Source organism: Bacillus sp. RC251, from assembly GCF_044908765.1.
GTDB classification, from domain to species: Bacteria; Bacillota; Bacilli; order Bacillales; family Bacillaceae_G; genus Bacillus_A; species Bacillus_A wiedmannii.
This window is the reverse complement of the sequence record NZ_JBIYDP010000004.1, coordinates 51324-73097: the sequence shown is the minus strand read 5'-3', so window position 1 is coordinate 73097 and position 21774 is coordinate 51324. Positions and strand designations below refer to the sequence as shown.

Annotated in this window: 17 protein-coding genes; 7 read left to right on the top strand and 10 right to left on the bottom strand. The window is 35.2% G+C overall.

Going from position 1 to position 21774, the window contains the following annotated elements:
• Positions 1 to 101 precede the first annotated feature (101 nt).
• The 7 genes from ABH961_RS17230 to fdhF form a co-directional block, all read right to left on the bottom strand.
• Positions 102 to 2468, bottom strand: a complete 2367-nt coding sequence (locus ABH961_RS17230) for a heavy metal translocating P-type ATPase (protein ID WP_098076906.1) — start codon at positions 2466 to 2468, stop codon at positions 102 to 104.
• Between the two features lie 23 nt (positions 2469 to 2491).
• Entirely contained in the window at positions 2492 to 2869 is a 378-nt protein-coding gene (locus ABH961_RS17225) for an ArsR/SmtB family transcription factor (protein WP_000290207.1), read from the bottom strand.
• A 255-nt stretch (positions 2870 to 3124) separates the two neighbouring features.
• Positions 3125 to 4540 (bottom strand): amino acid permease, encoded by a 1416-nt coding sequence (locus ABH961_RS17220; protein WP_048541647.1) that lies wholly within the window; start codon positions 4538 to 4540, stop codon positions 3125 to 3127.
• A 103-nt stretch (positions 4541 to 4643) separates the two neighbouring features.
• Entirely contained in the window at positions 4644 to 5777 is a 1134-nt protein-coding gene (gene ald / locus ABH961_RS17215) for an alanine dehydrogenase (RefSeq protein WP_048541645.1), read from the bottom strand.
• Between the two features lie 370 nt (positions 5778 to 6147).
• Complete coding sequence (locus tag ABH961_RS17210; RefSeq protein WP_087983419.1) at positions 6148 to 8019, bottom strand: glycerophosphoryl diester phosphodiesterase membrane domain-containing protein; 1872 nt, start codon at positions 8017 to 8019, stop codon at positions 6148 to 6150.
• Positions 8020 to 8174: 155 nt separating this feature from the next.
• On the bottom strand, positions 8175 to 8657 hold the full coding sequence (locus ABH961_RS17205) for a helical membrane plugin domain-containing protein (protein WP_048541641.1): 483 nt from the start codon (positions 8655 to 8657) through the stop codon (positions 8175 to 8177).
• A 12-nt stretch (positions 8658 to 8669) separates the two neighbouring features.
• Entirely contained in the window at positions 8670 to 11606 is a 2937-nt protein-coding gene (fdhF, locus tag ABH961_RS17200) for a formate dehydrogenase subunit alpha (RefSeq protein WP_098076909.1), read from the bottom strand.
• A gap of 299 nt (positions 11607 to 11905) precedes the next feature.
• Here fdhF and fdhD point away from each other — a divergent pair, with 299 nt between their 5' ends.
• Both fdhD and ABH961_RS17190 read left to right on the top strand, forming a co-directional pair.
• Positions 11906 to 12712 carry a formate dehydrogenase accessory sulfurtransferase FdhD gene (gene fdhD / locus ABH961_RS17195; protein ID WP_048541637.1) on the top strand — a complete coding sequence of 269 codons (807 nt, stop codon included), beginning with the start codon at positions 11906 to 11908 and terminating at the stop codon, positions 12710 to 12712.
• Between the two features lie 230 nt (positions 12713 to 12942).
• Positions 12943 to 13449, top strand: a complete 507-nt coding sequence (locus ABH961_RS17190; protein ID WP_000405878.1) for a GNAT family N-acetyltransferase — start codon at positions 12943 to 12945, stop codon at positions 13447 to 13449.
• Positions 13450 to 13795: 346 nt separating this feature from the next.
• On the opposite strand, the gene ABH961_RS17185 is transcribed toward ABH961_RS17190, so the two are convergent.
• Complete coding sequence (locus ABH961_RS17185; protein WP_001068388.1) at positions 13796 to 13918, bottom strand: hypothetical protein; 123 nt, start codon at positions 13916 to 13918, stop codon at positions 13796 to 13798.
• Positions 13919 to 14247: 329 nt separating this feature from the next.
• On the opposite strand from ABH961_RS17185, the gene ABH961_RS17180 reads away from it, so the two are divergent.
• From ABH961_RS17180 to ABH961_RS17170, 3 genes are all read left to right on the top strand, one after another.
• Positions 14248 to 14919: a response regulator transcription factor gene (locus ABH961_RS17180; protein ID WP_000238948.1), complete on the top strand. Its 672-nt coding sequence runs from the start codon at positions 14248 to 14250 to the stop codon at positions 14917 to 14919.
• A gap of 65 nt (positions 14920 to 14984) precedes the next feature.
• Positions 14985 to 16448: a sensor histidine kinase gene (locus tag ABH961_RS17175; RefSeq protein ID WP_048541636.1), complete on the top strand. Its 1464-nt coding sequence runs from the start codon at positions 14985 to 14987 to the stop codon at positions 16446 to 16448.
• 145 nt (positions 16449 to 16593) lie between these two features.
• Positions 16594 to 17106: a GNAT family N-acetyltransferase gene (locus tag ABH961_RS17170; protein WP_000351216.1), complete on the top strand. Its 513-nt coding sequence runs from the start codon at positions 16594 to 16596 to the stop codon at positions 17104 to 17106.
• A gap of 32 nt (positions 17107 to 17138) precedes the next feature.
• Here the strand turns inward: ABH961_RS17170 and pdxR are convergent, their stop codons facing one another.
• Complete coding sequence (gene pdxR, locus ABH961_RS17165) at positions 17139 to 18539, bottom strand: MocR-like pyridoxine biosynthesis transcription factor PdxR (protein WP_048541634.1); 1401 nt, start codon at positions 18537 to 18539, stop codon at positions 17139 to 17141.
• Positions 18540 to 18659: 120 nt separating this feature from the next.
• Here pdxR and ABH961_RS17160 point away from each other — a divergent pair, with 120 nt between their 5' ends.
• Together ABH961_RS17160 and ABH961_RS17155 are read left to right on the top strand one after the other, a co-directional pair.
• A complete protein-coding gene (locus ABH961_RS17160; RefSeq protein ID WP_098076912.1) occupies positions 18660 to 19586 on the top strand; it encodes a DMT family transporter in 927 nt (308 codons plus the stop codon).
• Between the two features lie 115 nt (positions 19587 to 19701).
• Positions 19702 to 20226 (top strand): DUF4871 domain-containing protein, encoded by a 525-nt coding sequence (locus ABH961_RS17155; RefSeq protein ID WP_098048142.1) that lies wholly within the window; start codon positions 19702 to 19704, stop codon positions 20224 to 20226.
• 297 nt (positions 20227 to 20523) lie between these two features.
• On the opposite strand, the gene ABH961_RS17150 is transcribed toward ABH961_RS17155, so the two are convergent.
• Positions 20524 to 21723, bottom strand: coding sequence for an NAD(P)-dependent malic enzyme (locus tag ABH961_RS17150; RefSeq protein WP_088608950.1), 1200 nt, complete (start codon positions 21721 to 21723; stop codon positions 20524 to 20526).
• Between the last annotated feature and the right edge of the window lie 51 nt (positions 21724 to 21774).

Here is a 21774-nt window from a genome sequence, read left to right as displayed (position 1 = left end):
ATATTACGTTATTTATTTACAAAATAATATTTGTTATTATTTTATTGAGTCAATTTCAACAAAATAACCTAAAAAAGAGGACGCAGGTTGCGTCCTCTTTTTTATAAATCTTTCACTCGTAGTACACGCATTGCATTTAACACTGCAAGTAGTGTCACACCAACATCTGAGAAGACAGCTTCCCACATTGTTGCAATACCAAAAGCACCAAGTAATAAAACTAATCCTTTTACCCCTAATGCAAAGATGATATTCTGCCATACAATGCGTCGTGTGCGTTTTGCAATATTTAAGGCTGTTGCAATTTTTGAAGGCTCATCAGTCATAATAACAATGTCTGCCGCCTCAATCGCTGCATCTGATCCTAAACCACCCATCGCAATACCAACATCTGCTCTTGCTAATACCGGTGTGTCATTAATACCATCACCAACGAAAGCAACTTTTTCTTTTCCGTTCTTCGCCGCATCAATTTTTTCAATCTCTTCGACTTTTTGTTGCGGTAATAGTTCTGCGTGAACTTCATCTAAACCTAATTCTTTACCAACAGCTTCACCAACGGATTTTGCATCACCCGTTAACATGACTGTCTTCTTAATACCTAGTTCTTTTAATTTTTGAATTGCTTGTTTTGAATCTTCTTTTACCTCATCAGAGATAACGATATAACCTGCATATTCCCCATCTACAGCAACGTGAACTAATGTACCTACCGTTTCTGGTTGCTTAAATGTAATGTTTTCTTTTTTCATTAATTTAGCATTACCTGCAAAAATTTCTTTTCCTTGTACTTTTACGACTGTACCGTGACCAGAAATTTCGCTATACTCATCGATTATTTTTTCATCAATTGATTTTCCGTATGCCTTTCGAATAGATTGTGCAATTGGATGATTAGAATACACTTCAGCAAATGTTGCATACTCTAATAATTCTTCATTTGTAATACCTTCGCTTGGTTCCATTTTTGTAACTTTGAAGACACCTTTTGTTAATGTTCCTGTTTTATCAAAAACAATATATTTCACATCATTTAAAGCTTCTAAATAGTTACTTCCTTTTATTAACACACCACTTTTAGATGCACCACCAATTCCTCCAAAGAATCCAAGAGGAATAGATACAACTAACGCACATGGACAAGAGATTACTAAGAACACTAAAGCTCTATAAATCCATTCTGAGAATGTAGCTCCTTCTAAAATAAGTGGTGGAATAAACGCCATGATCGCTGCTGTAATAACTACAACCGGAGTGTAGTAACGCGCGAACTTCGTAATAAAGTTTTCTGTTGGCGCTTTTTTACTGCTTGCATTTTGAACTAAATCTAAAATTTTTGATACAGTTGATTCACCAAATTCTTTTGTAACTTCAATTGTTAATACGCCATTTTGGTTCACAAAACCACTTAATACATCATTTCCAACTTCGACTTCACGTGGTACAGATTCACCAGTCAATGCTGAAGTATCTACCATTGATGTTCCTTCAACTACTTTTCCGTCTAATGGTACTTTCTCACCAGGCTTCACGATAATATAATCGCCGATTTGTACATCTTCTGGTGATACTTGTTTCGTTTCATTTCCAACCTTCACATTCGCATAATCAGGACGGATATCCATTAATGAAGTAATTGACTTTCGGGAGCGATTGACCGCAATACTTTGGAATAGTTCCCCTACTTGATAGAATAGCATTACCGCAACAGCTTCTGAATATTGTTGAATCGCAAAAGCTCCTAGTGTTGCAATTGCCATTAAGAAGTTCTCATCGAACACTTGGCCGCGAGTTATGTTTCTTACCGCTCTCCAAACGATATCTCCGCCTATTAATAAATACGCAAGGACGAATAACGGAATTGTTATCATTTGTGGTAAGCCAGCTAATGCAGCAATTGCTGTCAAAATTCCGCCGACCACTAATCGTCCTACCATCTTTTTCACATTTGCTTCACCATGGTCGTGACTATGTCCGTGGTCATGACCACCTTTTTCTTCACGAATAACTTTTACATCTGGTTCTAACTTTTGAACGACATTTGTTATATTTGCTATAGTCGCTTCTAATTCTCTTTTATTCGCTACTTCAACTCTTAATTTCTTTGATACGAAATCAACAGTTGCTGCTGAAACAGTGGGCATTTCTTTCACTTTATTTTCAATCTTCATCGCACAGTTTGCGCAATCTAAACCTTCTAATATAAATACTTCTTTCGCTACTTTTGTGTTGTTTTCTTCTTGTACTTTAATGTGCGGTTCTAATTTTGTAACGAGTTGTTTTGCTTCTGTAACAACTTCGCTTTCTTTATTTTGTACTGTTTCTAAAACCATTGTTTTTGTCGCGAAATTTACAGAGCAAGAATTTACTCCTTCTATATTCCCAACGCCTTTTTCAATTTTCATTGCACAGTTCGCACAATCTAAACCTTCTAACACCAGTTTCTTTTTCACTAATGCTTCAGCCATCGTTCTCCCTCCTCGCGTTCTTTTTATTCTTCCTCGTTTACGTGTTCAAACGCTTGCTCGAAGATATGAATTACGTGCTGGTCAGCTAACGAATAATAAACGACCTTTCCTTCTTTACGATTCTTTACAAGTTTCGCTTGCTTTAACACACGAAGCTGATGTGAAATAGATGATTGTGTCATTCCTAATAAATACGCTAAATCACACACACACATTTCTGCTTCAAATAACGCATGTAATATTCTCGTACGTGTACGATCACCTAATACTTTAAATAGTTCTGCTACTTTACTTAAACTTTCGTCAGTTGGAATTGTTTGTTTTACTTGATCAACAACTTCTTCATGAATTATCGTTTGAGAACATGTCTCTTGTGGTGTTTCTACTTTATTTACAGCCATTATAGCTCACCTCTTCATTTGAACATATGAACAATCATTCATATATCTTATACTCTTATTATATGAGCGTCCATTCATATGTGTCAATGAAATCTCATATATTTTTCCGAACATTTTGTTCATATTTTAATAAGGCTTACACATATTTTCCACATCCATTACATTCTCATACAAAAAAGGATGTACATTTTGCACAAAAGAAAAAAGCCTTGCGCGCTCCCTAGACGCACAAGGCTTACTATACTTATATCCCTTTTAATTAGCTTGTTCTAAATTATCCTGCGAACTTCCATCGTCTTTTAAATGACTATGTTTTTTCGAATAAACAAAGTATACAACTACTCCGATTGCTAACCAAACACCGAAGTATATCCATGTTTTTAATGGTAAATTTACCATTAAGAATAGACAACATGCAACTGAAATAATCGGTAAGATCGGTACAAGTGGTACCATAAATCCACGTTGTAATTTCGGATGCGTTTTACGAAGAATGATAACAGTTACACCAACCATGGCGAATGTTAATAACGCTCCAATATTCGCTAAATTCGACAATTCTTTTAAATCGATAAATCCAGCAATTAAAGCACTACCAATTCCTGTTAACCAAACTGAAAATGTTGGAGCTTCAGTCTTCTTGTTAATTTTCGCGAAAGATTTTGGCAATAAACCGTCACGGCTCATTGCGAAGAATACACGAGTTGTTGCATAAATGTAAGCGAAAATTACAGCCATAATTCCGATTACAGCTCCAATAGCAATTACACCAGCCACTTTATCTTGTCCTACAACTTCTAACACATATGCCATAGCTTCAGGTACATCTAATTCCTTATAAGAAACCATACCTGTCATAACGAGACAAACTACAACATAAATGATTGTACAAATAACTAACGAAGCAATAATACCAATCGGTAGATCACGTTGCGGATTTTTTACTTCTTCAGCAGAAGTTGCTAATGCATCAAATCCTAAGAAAGCAAAGAATACTGCTGCTCCTCCGGCGAAAACTCCACTTATGCCGTACGGTGCAAATGGTATCCAGTTTTCTGGTTTCACGTAGAATACACCAACTGCAATGAATAAAACAACAATACCAATTTTAATTAATACCATTATGTTATTCACACGCTTACTTTCTTTCGTACCTCGTGATAATAACCAAGTTATCACTAACGTAACGATAATTGCGGGTAAGTTCACCATACCACCTTGCGATGGAATCGTTAACAAGGCTTTAGGAATTTCAAGTCCTAATCCACTAACTAAGTTATTGAAATAACCCGTCCATCCGCCAGCTACTGCAGCAGTTGTTACGACATATACGGATAACAATGTCCATCCCATTAAATGGGCAACAAACTCACCAATTGTTGCATATGAATATGTGTACACACTACCTGAAACAGGAAGTGTAGATGCAACTTCTGCATAACATAATGCTGCAAATCCACAAACAATTGCTGCTATCATGAATGAAAAAATAACTGCTGGACCAGCATCTCTTGCTGCTACTAATCCTGTTAATACTAGAACTCCTGTACCGATTATCGCACCAATCCCTAGCATTGTTAGGTCGAATGCCCCTAGCGTTTTCGTTAAAGTTTTACTTTTACTTTCCCCTAACAATTGCGTAACGGATTTCTTTTTAAATAGGTTGGCCACGATGTATGCCCCCTTTTGCCAAGAAGAGCTAAGAGATCATCACTCTTAGCTCTTCTCATGTTGTTTTATATATTGTTCGATTTTGTTTTGTATAATGCTTCTATTAGCAAGATACTGTTTCTGCTTCTAATAATTCTTTAGCACCTTTGTACTCTACACCGTGAGCTTCTGCAACTGCTTCGAATGTTACATAGCCGTCTAATGTGTTAATACCTTTTAGTAATGCAGCGTTCCCTAGGCAAGCTTCTTTGTAGCCTTTGTTAGCAATTTGTACTGCATATGGTACTGTTACGTTTGTTAATGCAAGAGTTGATGTACGTGGAACCGCACCTGGCATGTTTGCAACTGCATAATGAACAACGCCGTGTTTTTCGTAAGTTGGGTTATCATGAGTTGTAATACGGTCAGTTGTTTCGAAAATACCACCTTGGTCAATCGCGATATCTACAACAACAGAACCTGGTTCCATTGATTTAATCATTTCTTCTGTTACAAGTTTTGGCGCTTTTGCACCTGGGATTAATACTGCACCGATTACAAGATCAGACTCTTTTACAGCTTCTGCAATATTGTAAGGATTAGACATTAAAGTTTTTACTTGGTTTCCGAAAATGTCATCTAATTGACGAAGACGTTCTGCACTTAAGTCGATGATTGTTACATCCGCACCTAGTCCAACTGCAATTTTAGCAGCATTTGTACCAGCTTGTCCACCACCGATGATTGTTACTTTACCACGTTTAACCCCTGGAACACCTGCAAGTAAGATACCTTTACCGCCTTTGTTTTTCTCAAGGAATTGTGCACCAATTTGTGCAGCCATACGACCAGCTACTTCACTCATAGGTGCAAGTAATGGTAGAGAACGGTTTTCTAATTGTACTGTTTCATATGCAATAGAAACAACTTTCTTTTCGATTAATGCTTTTGTTAATTCTGGTTCTGGAGCTAAGTGTAAGTATGTGAATAAGATTAAACCTTCGCTGAAGTGTTTGTATTCGCTTTCAACTGGTTCCTTAACTTTCATAACCATTTCCATGTTCCATGCTTCTTCAGCCGTATCAACAATTTTTGCTCCCGCTTCAACATACTGAGCATCTGTGAAACCAGATCCTAGACCTGCACCCTTTTGAATAAATACTTCGTGATTGTTACGAATTAAATGTACAACACCTGCTGGTGTCATTGCCACACGGTTTTCGTTGTTTTTAATTTCTGCTGGTACCCCAATACGCATAATGAAATGCCCCCTTATAATTAACAGAAAAAAGAAAGTCTTTTTTCTTTTTGTAATAATTAATAACTTATGTCCTTATTCTAGCATAACTTAAAAGTTATGAAAACGCTAACATATCATTTTTTAAAAGTTTATATATTTAGAATAGTGTAAATATAAGAAACATTGATTCTATTAGCATCTTCGCTCCATTTCATTATCTATCACTCTATTTTTATTATACTCCCTAAAAATAAGCAGTATTCACTTATTATTCGACAATAATGTAACAATGTAAGAAACCTAAGTATCGACGTATACATATACACTTATTACTGTACACAATACTTTAGAGATATATTCTTTTCCTAAAAAAAACAGCTGCAGGCATTTAGCCAGCAGCTGGGTAACTTATAAATAACTTGGAAAATAAATCATCTGTTGTTTCACTAATTTTATCAAACAGATCACTTTCTTCCGCTTCTTGCTCTTTTAACATCTTAATTGTTTCACGTGCATCTTCAGGATAATCGGTAATGATACCATCTACGTTTAATTTATAATATCCCTTTAAACTTTCCATATCATTTACCGTCCATACGTAAATCGGCTTGTTTAACTTTCTTGCTTCTTTTACTAATTTCTTATTTAACATGTATTCTTCTGCTACATAAAAATCAGCCTTCACATTCTTTAAGTTGGCTCTACTTGCATACAGTATATATCCTACTTTTATATTTGGATTTGCACGTTTAAACTCTTTAATAAGCGGATAGTGTAGCGTTTGAATGACACATTGTTTCTCAAATTCATTATCTTTAATCACTTTTAATACTTTGTTTACGAAATCTTTTTCGCCACCATGAAGCTTCACTTCAATATTAAGTTTGATTTTGTTCTTTGACAGCTTAATGATCTCATCAAGTGTACTGATTTGTCCTGACAATCCGTCTTGACTAAGAGTAAGCTGCCTTAACTCATCCATCGTTAAATCTGACACATGAACATTAGCATTAGCAAGACGTTTTAGCTTCAAATCATGTATAACTGCTAGTTCACCGTCTTTCGTTTGCAGTACATCAATTTCAGCATAATCTGCTTTCGCATCAATAGCCCCCTGCACAGCTTCTTTCGTATTCTCTACGCCTTTTGAAATATAACCACGATGAGCCATAATAATTGGTTCTTTATATGTGTTTGTAATAAAGGTAACAATGAAAGCCACAACCATTCCCGCAGTAATAATTCCTACAATATATACGCCAATAAATTTCCAACGATGTTTTTGGAAGAAACATTTATCTGCTTTCGTCTTTGAATAATCTAATCCTTCTTCTAATAAAACATCTTCAACCGGAACCTTTTGTAAATATAATCTTGTTATTGCCATAATATAAAATGGCGTCACGATAAAACTAAATAAATACAATGTACTCGTTAAAAATACAGACATTGTTGATTCCGCTAATAATGCAAATGTTCCCTGTGGATTTGTAAATTCGTACATGCCCCATAGACACAATAAATATATTCCAAAAAATACACCGTACACAATCCCTATTGAAATAAAAAATCCTACTAAAAAGAATAGTACTTTTAAAAAACTTTCTTTTACTAACGTTGCACTTTTACGTGCTGCTGTGCGAAACGGCTTTTGCTCTAAAACAACAATAGGTAGAACAAAAATCCAGCGAAGATTCAAATACGCAACTACAGCAAAAAATGTGTAATAGCCAACTTGTCCCATCGTTGTCTTAAATAGTTCCCCTGTAATAAAGTTAGGAATTTGAATTTGCGGAATTAATGCCGTTTCATATCCAATATTTAAAAGAGGTAACAATACGACAGCATATAAAATAAATCCTGGTAAGCAATATGTGAACAGAGTAGGTAAATACGTTACAGTTTTATATAAAATCGGACGTAATTTCACCTTTTGTCTTTTATGAGCGAAGTACGAAATAATAATAAGTACCGCAAATTCCGTAAAGATAAGAAACAGTGCTAACAATGATAAAATTACGATTGCCAAAATGCCGTATGGTGTCTTTAAAAACGCTAATAATTCATCATTCGTCGCATTTGCATAACCACCAAAATACAATAACTTATTAAAAATAATCCCAAATAGCGGGACAAATACAATTGCTGCTAATAATTTATAAGCAAGTTGAAAGGTTAATACATTCCAAAAAGCAAATCTAACTGTTTGAAAGGAATGTCCCATTACCCCTGGTATAGATAGTCTTTTACGGTGTTGCATATATTCCTCCACATTCTAAAACGATATTTGAGATGGATTCCATACTTCCATTTCCAATCCATCTTTTTAATAATAATATATTCCGCTTAACATGAACACTCTTATACATACAATGAAAAAAGTGATGGCTACGTCCCATCACTTTTTCATTTACTCTATTTTTTCTCTAATCCTTGCCCAAATGCTTTCAAGAAGCTAAAACCGAATGTAATGGCTCTATTGATATCTGGATCTTTTAACACTTTAAAGAAATCCATCACTTTTGTTTTTTTACCACTATTTAATTCATCTGTTGCAAATTGCAATCCAGTAACTAAACTCGATGTGATTTGCTTCGTTACTTCTGGGTCAACTGCAGATAGCGCTTCCCCCGCTCCCATCATATTGTTGAGTGCATTTTTAACGGGTTCACGATTTAATTGCTCCACAGCGATTTTTGAAACATCTTCCTTCGCAGCAAGTAAACTAATCGCTGCATCTAATATCCCAGCCTTCTGCAACTGTGCTAAAAGCTGCATCGTTTCTTCTACTGCTTCACGATTATTAGATAGCTCATGTAGAAGTTCATCTGCTAATTGCTGTTTCTGTTCTTCCTCTGTTACAACTTTCTTTTTAATTAACGTAATTTCTTTCGCCACTATCTCCGCCCCCTAGTCCACAAGTGATACGTATTGTTTTCTTTGCCACTTTTGCTCGATTTCAACACCATTTTGCGGATTACGCTTTTTATCTCGCGGGTTTGAAGATGGTAACGGACGATTTCCTTTTTCACGTAACACACGCATTTTCACCATCGTTTGTTTATATGCTGGTGTACACGTATAAAGGTCTGTTGCCGTCCCAGTTAAAATATTGATTGCCTCTTCATTTACTGTTGCATGCATTGGTAAATATAGCTCTTTCCCCGTTACACGATCAGTAATAAGCGCTTGTACTTTAATTTTCCCAAATGGTGATGCTAATTCTACAAGACCACCATCTTTTACATTGCGCTCTATAGCGAGTTCAGGTGAAATTTCAACGAATACTTCAGATACTTTAGATAAAATACCAGCCGACTTATTCGTCATATTCCCTTCATGGAAATGTTCTAGCATACGACCATTATTTAAAAGTAAATCATACTCATCTGGCGCTACAACCGGTGGTACCCATTCATCTAATGATAAACGAGCAAATTTATCTGGGAAGTTAAATCCATCTACATATAATAGCGGTGTATCGCTACCATCATGACTACCCCAACATAAACTATTCCATCCTTCTAGACGGTCATACGTCGCTTGAGAGTATAACGGTGCAAGTGATGCAATTTCGTCCATAATTTCACTTGGACTTTCGTAATTCCAATCTCCGCCCAGTGCACGAGCAACTTTTTGCAAAATCCACCAGTCTGGTTTGGAATCACCAAGCGGTTTCAATACTTCATATAATCTTTGAATACGGCGCTCTGTATTCGTAAACGTTCCTTCTTTTTCTAAGCTTGGTGCTGCCGGTAAAATAACATCAGCAAAACGAGCTGTTTTTGATAAGAACATATCTTGAACAACGAGGAAGTCTAAATTTGATAAAATATGTTGCACATGGTTCGCATTTGAATCGACTAAAGCCATTTCTTCACCCATGACATACATACCGCGTAGTTTTCCTTCTTCCGCTGCAAGTAACATTGCAATATTATTTAATCCTGGTGCTTTCGGAATAGTTGTACCGTATGCTTTTTCAAATTTCGCACGAAGCGTATCATCTGATACTGCTTGATAACCAGGAAGCCAGTTTGGTAATGTTGCCATATCACAAGCACCTTGTACGTTATTATGCCCTCTTAATGGGTATGCACCTGCACCAGGACGACGATAGTTACCCGTAACAAGTAGTAAATTTGAAATTGCTGCTGATGTCGTACTTCCTCCTGTATTTTGAGTTACACCCATTCCCCAAAGTATACAAGTACCATCTGCTTCATATACCATACGGGCCATTTCTTTTAACTGAGCTTTAGAAATCCCCGTAATTTCTTCTGTGTAATCAAGCGTATACTTTTCTAACATTTTGCTATATTCATCAAAGTTCTTCACATTTTCAGCTAAAAACTTTTTATCGTGCCAATCTTGATCAATGATATATTTCGTAATACCTGCAAGCCATACGTAATCCGTTCCTTGACGCGGATGAATAAATAGATCCGCACGCTCTGCCATTTCATGTTTACGAAGGTCTGCTACAATCAGTTTTTGCTCGTGTAATTTATGAGCACGTTTTACTCTCGTAGCAAGTACAGGATGTCCTTCTGTTGGATTCGCACCAACGATAATAACAAGGCCTGCTTCAGCTATATCTTTCACTGTTCCAGCATCCCCGCCCATACCGACAGTTTTAAATAAACCGTCTGTCGCTGGAGATTGACAATAACGAGAACAGTTGTCCACATTATTCGTTCCATATATTTGTCGGGCTAGTTTTTGCATAAGGTAATTTTCTTCATTCGTTACTTTCGATGAAGAAATGAATCCAAATGCGTCGCTGCCATATTGAGATTTAATATGCTGCATGTTAGAAGCAACAACTTCTAATGCTTCTTCCCATGAAGCTTCAACAAACATATCTCCTTGGCGAATTAATGGCTTCGTAATTCGATCTTCACTATTTACAAAGTCCCATCCAAATTTACCTTTTACACATGTGGAAATACCATTAACAGGTGCATCTGAAACAGGTTGCACTTTTAATATATGGCGATCTTTTGTCCATACTTCAAAGGAACAACCGACACCACAAAATGTACAAACTGTTTTTGTTTTATTAACTTTCGTCTTACGCATCGCAGCCTCTACTTCTGAAACCGCTAAAATACTACTATATCCAGGCTCTACATCCTTTACAAAATCAATCATTGGATCTAACACATCTGGTTTTAATCCAGTCATGAACCCCGCTTCACCTAGCATTGTTTTTTCCATTAACGCATTACATGGACATACTGTTACACACTGCCCACAACTTACACAAGATGAGTCATTTATGCTTACACCATGATCCCATATAACACGTGGACGATCTAAGTTCCAGTCTATCGATATAGTTTCATTAACCTGTAAGTTTTGACATACTTCTACACACTGTCCACAAGCAATACATTGATTTGGATCATACCGATAAAACGGATGTGACATATCCACTTCACAAGCACTTACTTTCGGCTCATACGGATATTTCTGTTCTTCAATTCCCATCATATGTACTGTGTTATGGACTTTACAGTTACCATTATTGTTATCACAAACGGTACAATACAATAAATGATTCTCTAATATTCGATCCATTGCCTCAGTCTGTGCCTCTTTTGCACGCTGGGACTGTCTTTCAATATGCATACCGTTCTCTAATTTTGTTGAACAAGCACGTAATAACTTCCCATTTACTTCTACAATACACGTATCACAAGTTTGAATTGGATCTACTTCTGGTACATGACAAATTTGAGGATGTTCCAAATTACTCTCGTTAAATAATTGTAGTATCGTCTTTTCACCCGATGTGGAAAATTCTTTACCATCCACGGTTACATGGACTGTCTGTTCTGCCATAGTTTCCCCTCTCCTTACAACCAACTGTACAACACAATTATGAATCCGTTTTCAAAATCGCATTACTGTACATATTTTTGAACGCTCTGTCCGAATACTTTTCTTATGAAGTCGATTCTAGATGTTATAAGGTATAACTACGAAAGCTTGAAAATATCACTATTCTACAGTTCTATTATATCGTACATATACAATAATAACCAAAATAATCTGTGATTTCCTTGCTAATAGGTGTTTTTATTTCCCCATTGTTTTATGATAAATATGGGAGAGAAATACATATAAAAGGGGAATTAAATATGGGGCCTACGCAAGAGACTTATACAATTGTACGCTATCAATCTGGTACATTTTCAAAACAACTGGATGAGATTGTTACAGAATCTCCTATTACAATTAAATTAAATGGTGAAGAATATGTAACAGTTGTATGCACACCAAATTATATTGAAGATATGGTAATTGGTTTTTTAATTTCTGAAGGAATTATTGCTTCCTATAAAGATGTTGAAGAACTATGGGTGCAAAAAGATAACGGAATTGTCCATGTAACATCATCAAAAGTAAATCCACTCTATCAAACTTTATATAATAAACGATACATCACTTCTTGCTGCGGAAAAGGTAGACAAGGTTTTATTTTCGTTAACGATGCAGCAAAAGCAAAAGATTTACATGATATACATGTAAAAATTACTCCTGAAGAATGCTTTTACTTAATGAATACTTTACAACAATCTTCCACTACCTTTCGCCAAACCGGTGGGGTTCACAATACCGCGCTATGTGATCGAAACAATATCCTCCTATCAAGAATGGATATCGGAAGACATAATGCATTAGATAAAATATATGGCCATTGTTTACGCAACGATATATCCGTTAAAGGAAAAATCATCGCATTTAGTGGGCGTATTTCATCCGAAATTTTACTCAAAGTTTCAAAAATCGGATGTGAAATGGTTCTATCTAAATCCGCTCCAACAAAATTAGCATTACAACTCGCTCATGATTTAGGCATTACAGTCGTAGGATTTATTAGAAATGAATCTTGCAATATTTACACACATCCAAATCGAATTGATGGTTATCAATCGAATAACTAAAATAACTCCTCGGTTGAGGAGTTATTTTAGTTATAAAAATGTAATATATTAAAGACTTGAATAGTTAATGAAGTTAATATATAATTTCATTACATATTAAAAACAAAACATTGTAGCATATATCTTTTCATTCTTTTACAAATTAAAAGAGACTGTTAACAAAACACATACACAATCTTATAGAAGTAATGGATTTATTTTATTTGAAATCGACCAAGGAGGTTATAACTATGGAAATTCGCTTATTAACGACAGAGGACGCAGAAATATATTTAAAAGTTTGTATGGAAGGTTTAACGAAGAACCCGGAAGCTTTTAGCTCTTCTTATGAAGATGTTCTTAAACATGAGGATCCTGTAGCTGCTATGGCAAAACGATTAAGCAATCCGGATAAGTATACTCTAGGGGTCTTCAAAGATAACGATTTAATCGGCATTTCTACTTTAGAAACAAAGCCTTTCATTAAACAAGAACATAAAGCAAAAATCGGTTCCGTTTTTGTTTCCCCAAAAGCGCGTGGCCTTGGAGCAGGAAGAGCTCTAATTAAAGCAATTATCGAAAATGCCGATAAATTACATGTAGAACAACTTATGCTCGATGTTGTAGTTGGTAACGATGCAGCAAAAAAATTATATGAGTCATTAGGCTTCCAAACTTACGGCGTACAAGAGCGTTCATTAAAACATAACGGGCAATATTGGGACGAGGAACATATGGTTCTGTTCTTAAATGATTAATACTTCAATATAGTTTTTTAAAAGCATCTTCTTATTAAGGAAGGTGCTTTTTTCATTACAACAATGTAATCTTCATGTCACCTTTATCGATCGTACCAAACCTTTCCATTCATTATACTAAAAGTATAAAGTAAGGCACCAATTATGAAATGAGCGTATAGCATTCAATTGATAGATAGAGGAGAATGTGACATGAAACAAAACAAACGAGCTATGCTTTTAATATTTACTACAGCAATTGTAACTTCTGGGTTAGCAATTTTACCTTGGTTTATTATATAAAACTATTCCCCTAATAACGAAAAAAAGCTTATTGCTTCTTAAGAAGCAATAAGCTTTTTCTATATTATAAAATCCCCAAAATTTTATTTACACAACTTATAATAATAACCATAGATACGGCAATGCACATGACAACCGTATTACGATCTTGCTTTTCTTTTTTTGAAATTTCTTCTTTTGGATTCATGTGTATGATCTCCTTTTAAAAAAAGTGTGAGATAGGAATTTTTTCTTATCCGATGCGAGGTGAATACGAAAACCCTCTCTATCTCACATACACAATAGAATGGAATTGTCATTTTATAAATAAAATGACATGACGTTATGTCGCAACATAGGGTATTTTGTGTCGCTACGTTTTCTATTATAAAAAATAGTTGTGCAAAACTAGTGCATTTTTTATGTCAATTACTCTGAGCGAGAAATCACTCTTCCACTCAATCACATAAAAAGAGTTTTTTATCATTTTCATGTAAACTATACAAGTAGAATGAACAGTTTGGGGTGCACAATATTATGGTTAAAATTTTATTAGTAGACGATGAAGAACGCATGTTAAGATTATTAGATCTGTTCTTAAGTCCTCGTGGCTATTTTTGTATGAAAGCTACCTCTGGCCTTGAAGCACTAAAGTTAATAGAACAAAAAGACTTCGATATTATTTTGTTAGATGTTATGATGCCGAATATGGATGGATGGGATACTTGCTATCAAATCCGTCAAATTTCCAACGTTCCAATTATTATGCTAACAGCTCGTAATCAAAATTACGATATGGTGAAAGGCCTTACTATGGGCGCGGATGACTATATTACAAAACCATTTGATGAGCATGTATTAGTTGCAAGAATCGAAGCTATATTACGCCGTACAAAGAAAGATGGCTTCGTTAGCTTCAATGGTATTGAGTGGGATAAAACGAAACATACTGTCACAGTATATGATGAAAAAATTCCACTAACTCCTATCGAATTTTCTTTACTTGGACTATTTTTACAAAATACAAACCGTGCTTATAGCCGAGATGATTTAATCGAAAAAATTTGGGGTTATGAAACAGACATTGAATATAGAACAATCGATTCACATATTCGCAATATCCGTGATAAATTACGCAAAAAAGGATTTCCAGTTGAAAATTACTTAGAAACTGTTTATAAAGTCGGATATAAATGGAAAAGTGAATAATTACTTCGGTCAGTGGACAATAGTATACCACTGACCCTTTATATGAAATAAGGTATGGTGAGAAAATGAGTAAACTTTCACTTAAAATTGGGACATACTTTTTAATATTAGCTTTATGTATTGAAACAATTGCTTTTGTATCTTTTTACAAAAGCATTTCAACAATGCGGATTGAGGAAGAAACACTTGCTCTTTTAGAAAAAGGTAATCGCTATAGTAAAAAAATTACAAGCCGCACAAAGTGGAATGCAATTGCTAAAGAAAAGCAACATCCCGAACGCGCTGAATACAATAAAAACCCTAACCGTCCTATGTATCCAGATTTCGATATCGCGGATGCAGCTGCACACTTAGTAGAATCAGAATTAATTGCTAACTCTGATATAGCTATCATACTAACAGACAATAATGGCAAAATTATTTCCACTTCAGAACCCGTAACAAAGGCAATGCAAAAACAACTTATTTGCAAGACAGAACCTATTCCAAAAGGCGGATTGATCGTCGAAAAGAACTGGAAAAAATCAAAATTCATCACAACGGTAAGCCCACTTAACACAGCAGAGTTTCAAGGGAAGTTATATATGTTATTAAAAACATCCTTCTTAGAGAATATGTTACTTAAACTCATGAAACAATTTCTTATCATTGGTGTTTTGACAATTATTTTGACTACTATTTCTGTCTTTGTTTTTTCGCGCGTTATTACAGAACCACTTATAAAAATGAAGAGGGCGACAGAAAAAATATCAAAATTAAATACACCAATTCAATTAGGTATTAAACGGAATGATGAACTTGGAAGCTTAGCAAAAACGATTGAAGATTTATCCAGTGAACTGACTTATATGAAAAAAGAACGTAATGAATTTCTCGCTAGTGTTGCCCATGAACTATTAACTCCATTGACCTATATGAAAGGTTATGCGAAGGTTGCAAAGAGAGACTCTTTAACGAAAGAAGAGCGTGAAGAATACTTACAAATCATTGAGGATGAAACAGATAGTGTAACCGATCTCGTCCAAGATTTATTTATGTTAGTGCAATTAGAACAACACCAGTTTGTTATAAAAAAACAAAAAGTGATTCTTCAACCATTTTTAGAACGAATGGTTGAAAAAACAAAAACAACATTAACAAATAAACAAATGCAACTCCATGTATATTGCAAAGATGATTTAGAAGTTTGCATAGACGAAAGACGTATGGAACAAGTTATGTTAAATTTATTACACAATGCTTATCAACATTCGCCAGAAAACACAACTATTACGATACGCGTGCTCACAGAAACAGATTCTTTTATAATAAGTGTAGCCGATGAAGGCGAAGGTATTCCTGAAGAAGATATCCCGCATATTTTTGATCGTTTTTATCGTGTTGATAAATCCAGAACGAGAGCTACTGGTGGAAAAGGCATCGGGCTAGCTGTTGCAAAAGAAATTGTAGAATTGCATAACGGTTCCATCCTAGTAACAAGCCAATTAGGAGTAGGAACAAACTTTATAATCGAGCTACCTTTTGAATAAGATGCGTGTGAAAACACCAGTAGTAGTAAACACTACTGGTGTTATTTTGTTCATAAAATCAGCTCATATAAGCTAAGCTTTTGAAATTATTCTTATTTCAATATAAAATAAAGGTACATTTGCAAAGATTTGGAGGGTGATACAATTGGATATCCATGTATTAACAAAAGACGAAGCTGAAATTTACTTAGAACTTCGTGTAGAAGGATTAAAGCAAAATCCTGAAGCTTTCAGCTCTTCTTATGAAGATATTATTAATAAAGAGTGTGCGATTGAATATAAAGCACAAAAATTAGCACAAGATGAAAACTATACGCTAGGTGCATTTAAAGATGGACAATTAATCGGGGTTGCAACACTGGAAACGAAACCATATGTAAAACAAGAACATAAAGCTAAAATCGGTTCTGTATATGTGTCTCCAAAAGCACGCGGACTTGGAGCAGGAAAAGCACTTATTAAAGAATGTCTTGAACTTGCTAAATCTTTAGAAGTAGAACAAGTTATGCTTGATGTTGTTGTTGGCAACGATGGAGCAAAAAAACTTTATGAATCATTAGGATTTAAAACATTCGGTGTACAAGAGCGTTCATTAAAATATAACGGACAATATTGGGACGAAGAGCATATGGTCTTATTCTTAGATGAAAATAAATAATAAAAAACATCCTCATGCCTGGAGGATGTTTTTTACTTTCTTGTATACCATGCCTTATGTAATAATTGAACCGCTTTCGCAATTTCGTCTTCTGATAAAATTGCAAACCCCAGTAAAACTACATTTTCAGGCGCAGTACCGTCTTTATAGTACGTAGAAACAGGATATATTTTAATACTATATTTTGCAGCTTCTTTAATTAGTTCTTCTTCTCGCATTCCATTATGCACTTTTAATAAAATGTGTAATCCAGAATCTTCTCCTATCACTTCAACACGATTAGAGAAATACTTCTCTATTTCAAAAACAAGTCGATCCCTCTTTTTCCGGTAGACGACGCGCATTTTATGAATATGTTTTTCCCAATAGCCTTCATTTAAAAACTTTCTAATCACTTCTTGGTCCATTCTTGAAACACTTTGTGTATAAAACAAATATTCCTTTTGATATTTTTCAATTACATTCTTCGGTAATACTATATAACTCATCCGTAATGAGGGCAACAAAGCTTTTGATAGTGTCCCCATATAAATAACTTTCCCATCTGTATCTAACCCTTGTAGTGCCGGAATTGGCTTTCCTGAATAACGAAATTCACTATCGTAATCATCTTCAATAATATATCTGTCTTCTTCTTTCTTTGCCCATTGTAAAAGCTGCGTCCTTCTCGTAATAGGCATAATCATTCCATATGGGAACTGATGAGAAGGAGTTACAAATACAACATTTGCATCACTATTTTCTAAATCTGCCATACAAATTCCGTCCCTATCTAAAGACAATATTTGAACCTTCTTTTCTCCCTGTTCAAAAACGACCATTTTCCTATGATAACCTGGATTTTCAACAGCATAATTACTTCCCTTCAACAATTGAAAAAGTAACTTCACTAATATTTGTGTTCCCGCCCCTAATACAATTTGACTAGCTGAGCAACGTACACCTCTAGATTCATACAAATAGTTCGCAATTTCCTCCCTTAAGCTCAATTCCCCTTGAGGGTGTCCAAGAAAAAGCAACTCATTATTATGTGGTTGCCATACATCATTTATAAGCTTGCGGTACGTAGTGAATGGAAACGTATTCGTATCAACCCCTGTTTGGGTGAAATCAAATGTATAGTTCTCCTCCCGAAACGGTACTTCTTCTACTTTCGCTTCACTTCCTTCTACATAAATCATTCGTTCAATTTTACATACAAAATAACCTTTTCTCGATGCTGACTCAATATAACCTTCTGCAAGTAATTGCTCGTAAGCCGCTTCTACTGTATTCTTACTCACTTTTAAATAGCTTGCCAGCTTTCTTTTTGCAGGTAATTTTGTTAAAGCCGGAATCGTTCCATCTTTAATCTCTTTTTTTATATACTCATACAATTGCATGTACAATGCTCTTTTACTATTCACATTTAAATTAGGCGTTAATTCTAACATAATATCTGACCCCTTAATAAAACTAAAATCTGATACTTTTTACAGTATCAGATTTTATATATAATTCCTTTTATCATGTCACACATAAAAAATCAAATACCGGAGAGGAGAAACATGATAATGAACAATGGTAGACGTATCGGACTCATTATGATTATTATAGGGGCTACATTATGGGGATTATCTGGTCCAATGATTCAGTGGCTATTTCAGCATACTAATGTATCCTCAATTGATTTTTTAACAATTCGCTTGTTGCTTGCAGGAATATTTATTTTGTCTTTCTTACTTATAAAGAAACAAAACATATTTCAAATTTGGAAACACCCTAGATATTCTATACAACTTATTATTTTCTCTATTCTCGGCATGCTTGGTGCGCAATACGCCTTTATTGAAACAGTTCATATTAGTAACGCCGTTACAGCGACATTATTTCAATTTCTTGGCCCTGTTTTTATTACCATTTATGTCGCATTTGGACAAAAAAAATTCCCAGCGTCTATGCAACTGCTCGCAATTATAACAGCACTAACGGGGACATACTTTATTATTACAAATGGTTCAATTGAAAATATTGTTTTATCAAAAGAAGCCATTATTTTTGGTCTATTAACAGCAATTGGATTTGCATTTTATACCCTTCATCCAGCCTCTCTTATTAAAGAATGCGGAACAACTGTAGTAATCGGCTGGGGAATGTTAATTGGCGGTATTGCCCTGCTTATTTGTAATCGCTCGTTTGAATGGAATCAGCTTTCACAAACTTTTACATCAAGAACTTTTTCTATGCTTATTCTTATCATCATAAGTGGCACTCTTTCTTTCCTCCTTTATATCGGTAGTCTGAAATATTTAGCAGCAACAGAAACGAGCATTTTATCTAGCATTGAACCACTTGTAGCTGCCATCGTTTCAATCGCTTGGCTAAATGAATCCTTTGGAGCATATCAATTATTAGGCGGCGTATGTATCATTTTTTCTGTTATTTTCTTAACGATGCCACAAAAAGAGAATGAACCTACCTTTTCAACTGAACAAATATAGAAAATGTCAAAAGAGGTCGTACAAAACTTACGACCTCTTTTTATACTTTAAAGGAATTGTCCCGCTTTCTAGCAAATACAATTACACTAACAATAAAATTTAGGAGTGTGACACCATGAAAAAAATCGGAACTATGCTACTTTTCTCTTTTCTCATCGCTGGATGCACACAAGCGCAACCTGATTCAGAAGCACCTAAAAAAGAAGCCATCGCAACGTCATCCACTCAAGTTAATGCACCTTCCTTCTTTCATCTTAGCGTTTTAAAAGATGTAAATTGGGAAGAAACACCCTCCTTCATACAAGAAAAAATACCTTTAAAAGGCATCGAAGAAAAAATCGCAATGGCTGATAGTCCTATTATCGCAAATGAAAAAAATGAAATAATGTGGTACTTTTTAGATCCTGAAATGCCAACTGGAAAACTATCTATTATTGCACTAAAACAAGGATCAATAACTCCAACACCCGTACTCTTTCAACAAGAAACTTCCAAACCAACTTGGACTACTTCAAATACAATTGATTCTACTACAAACGAACTCCCTCTCACTATGTCACTACCTTCATCTGGATTATGGGTATTAAATATATATGTGAATGAAAAATATTATGATCAGTTTTTAATTACCGCTGAGTAAAGTGACAAAACTAAAACACTTTCTTACAACAATGTAATTTCTACGTCATGTACTTCGATAGTTGAAGTATCTCTCTTCTCTTATACTTAAAGTAAGAAATGACACGAGGAGAGATGAGAGATGAAAAAAATGATAGAAGTAATCGTAGCAGTAACTGAGGTTTTAGTAAATGGTAAACAAGTTGCAATGGAATTAAATAAATAGTGAAGACACACAAATAAATAATTTTACACTTCTTCATTATTTTGATTTCTTATCTCAAAAAAGCAGTGCCTTTTTAGGCACTGCTTTTAGCTATTAATAACTTGGTATTTTCATAATTTGCGCCACACCTGAATCAATGGCCGCTTTCGCTACAGCTTCCGCAACACTTGGAACAACTCTTTTATCTAACGGATTCGGGATTACATAATTCGCATTACGTTCTTCGTCCGTAATGATGTTAGCGATCCCATATGCTGCCGCTAATTTCATCTCTTCTGTAATATCAGTCGCGCGCACATCTAACGCACCACGGAATATCCCTGGGAACGCCAATACATTATTTACTTGATTCGCATAATCCGAGCGTCCGGTTCCTACTACAGCTGCCCCAGCCTCTAATGCATCCTCTGGGAAGATTTCTGGAATTGGATTCGCCATAGCAAACACAATTGCTTTCTCATTCATCGTTTGTACAAGTTCTTTCGTTAATACGTTAGGAGCAGATACGCCAATAAAAATATCAGCTTGATGAATCGCTTCTTTTAACGTTCCACGCACATATTCTCGATTTGTCTTTTTGGAAACTTCAATTTGTGCTTCGTTCATCCATGATTCACCTTCACAAACAATACCTTCTAAGCTAACTAACGTAATGCGCTTTGCACCAGCTTTTAATAATAATTTTCCAATTGCAATTCCTGCCGAACCCGCACCGTTAATAACAATTTTCACATTATCCATTTGTTTGCTAACAACTTTTAATGCATTAATAACAGCTGCTAAGACGACAATAGCGGTCCCATGTTGATCATCATGGAATACAGGAATATTTGTTTCTGCTTTTAATCGCTTTTCAATTTCAAAACAACGTGGTGCCGCAATATCTTCTAAGTTAATTCCTGCAAACGTAGGCTCTAAATTTTTCACAAGAGTAACGATTTCATCCACATCAGTCGTACCTAAACATAACGGGAAAGCATCTACATTCGCAAATTTCTTAAATAAAATACTCTTCCCTTCCATAACAGGCATAGCTGCTTTCGGTCCAATATTCCCTAAACCAAGTACCGCTGTTCCATCTGAGATAACTGCCACCATATTACCGCGTGCCGTATAGTCATACACTGTTTCTTCATCCGCCGCAATTGCTTTGCAAGACTCCGCTACACCTGGTGTATATGTCAGGCTTAAATCATCCGCTGAATTTACTTCTACTTTACTTGTAATTTCAATTTTCCCTACTAATTCTTTATGCAGTAACAATGATCTTTCATTAATTTGATTATCTAACATACTTATAATCTCCCCTTAAATTGACAAGCTAGCTATATGAATATAGCTAGC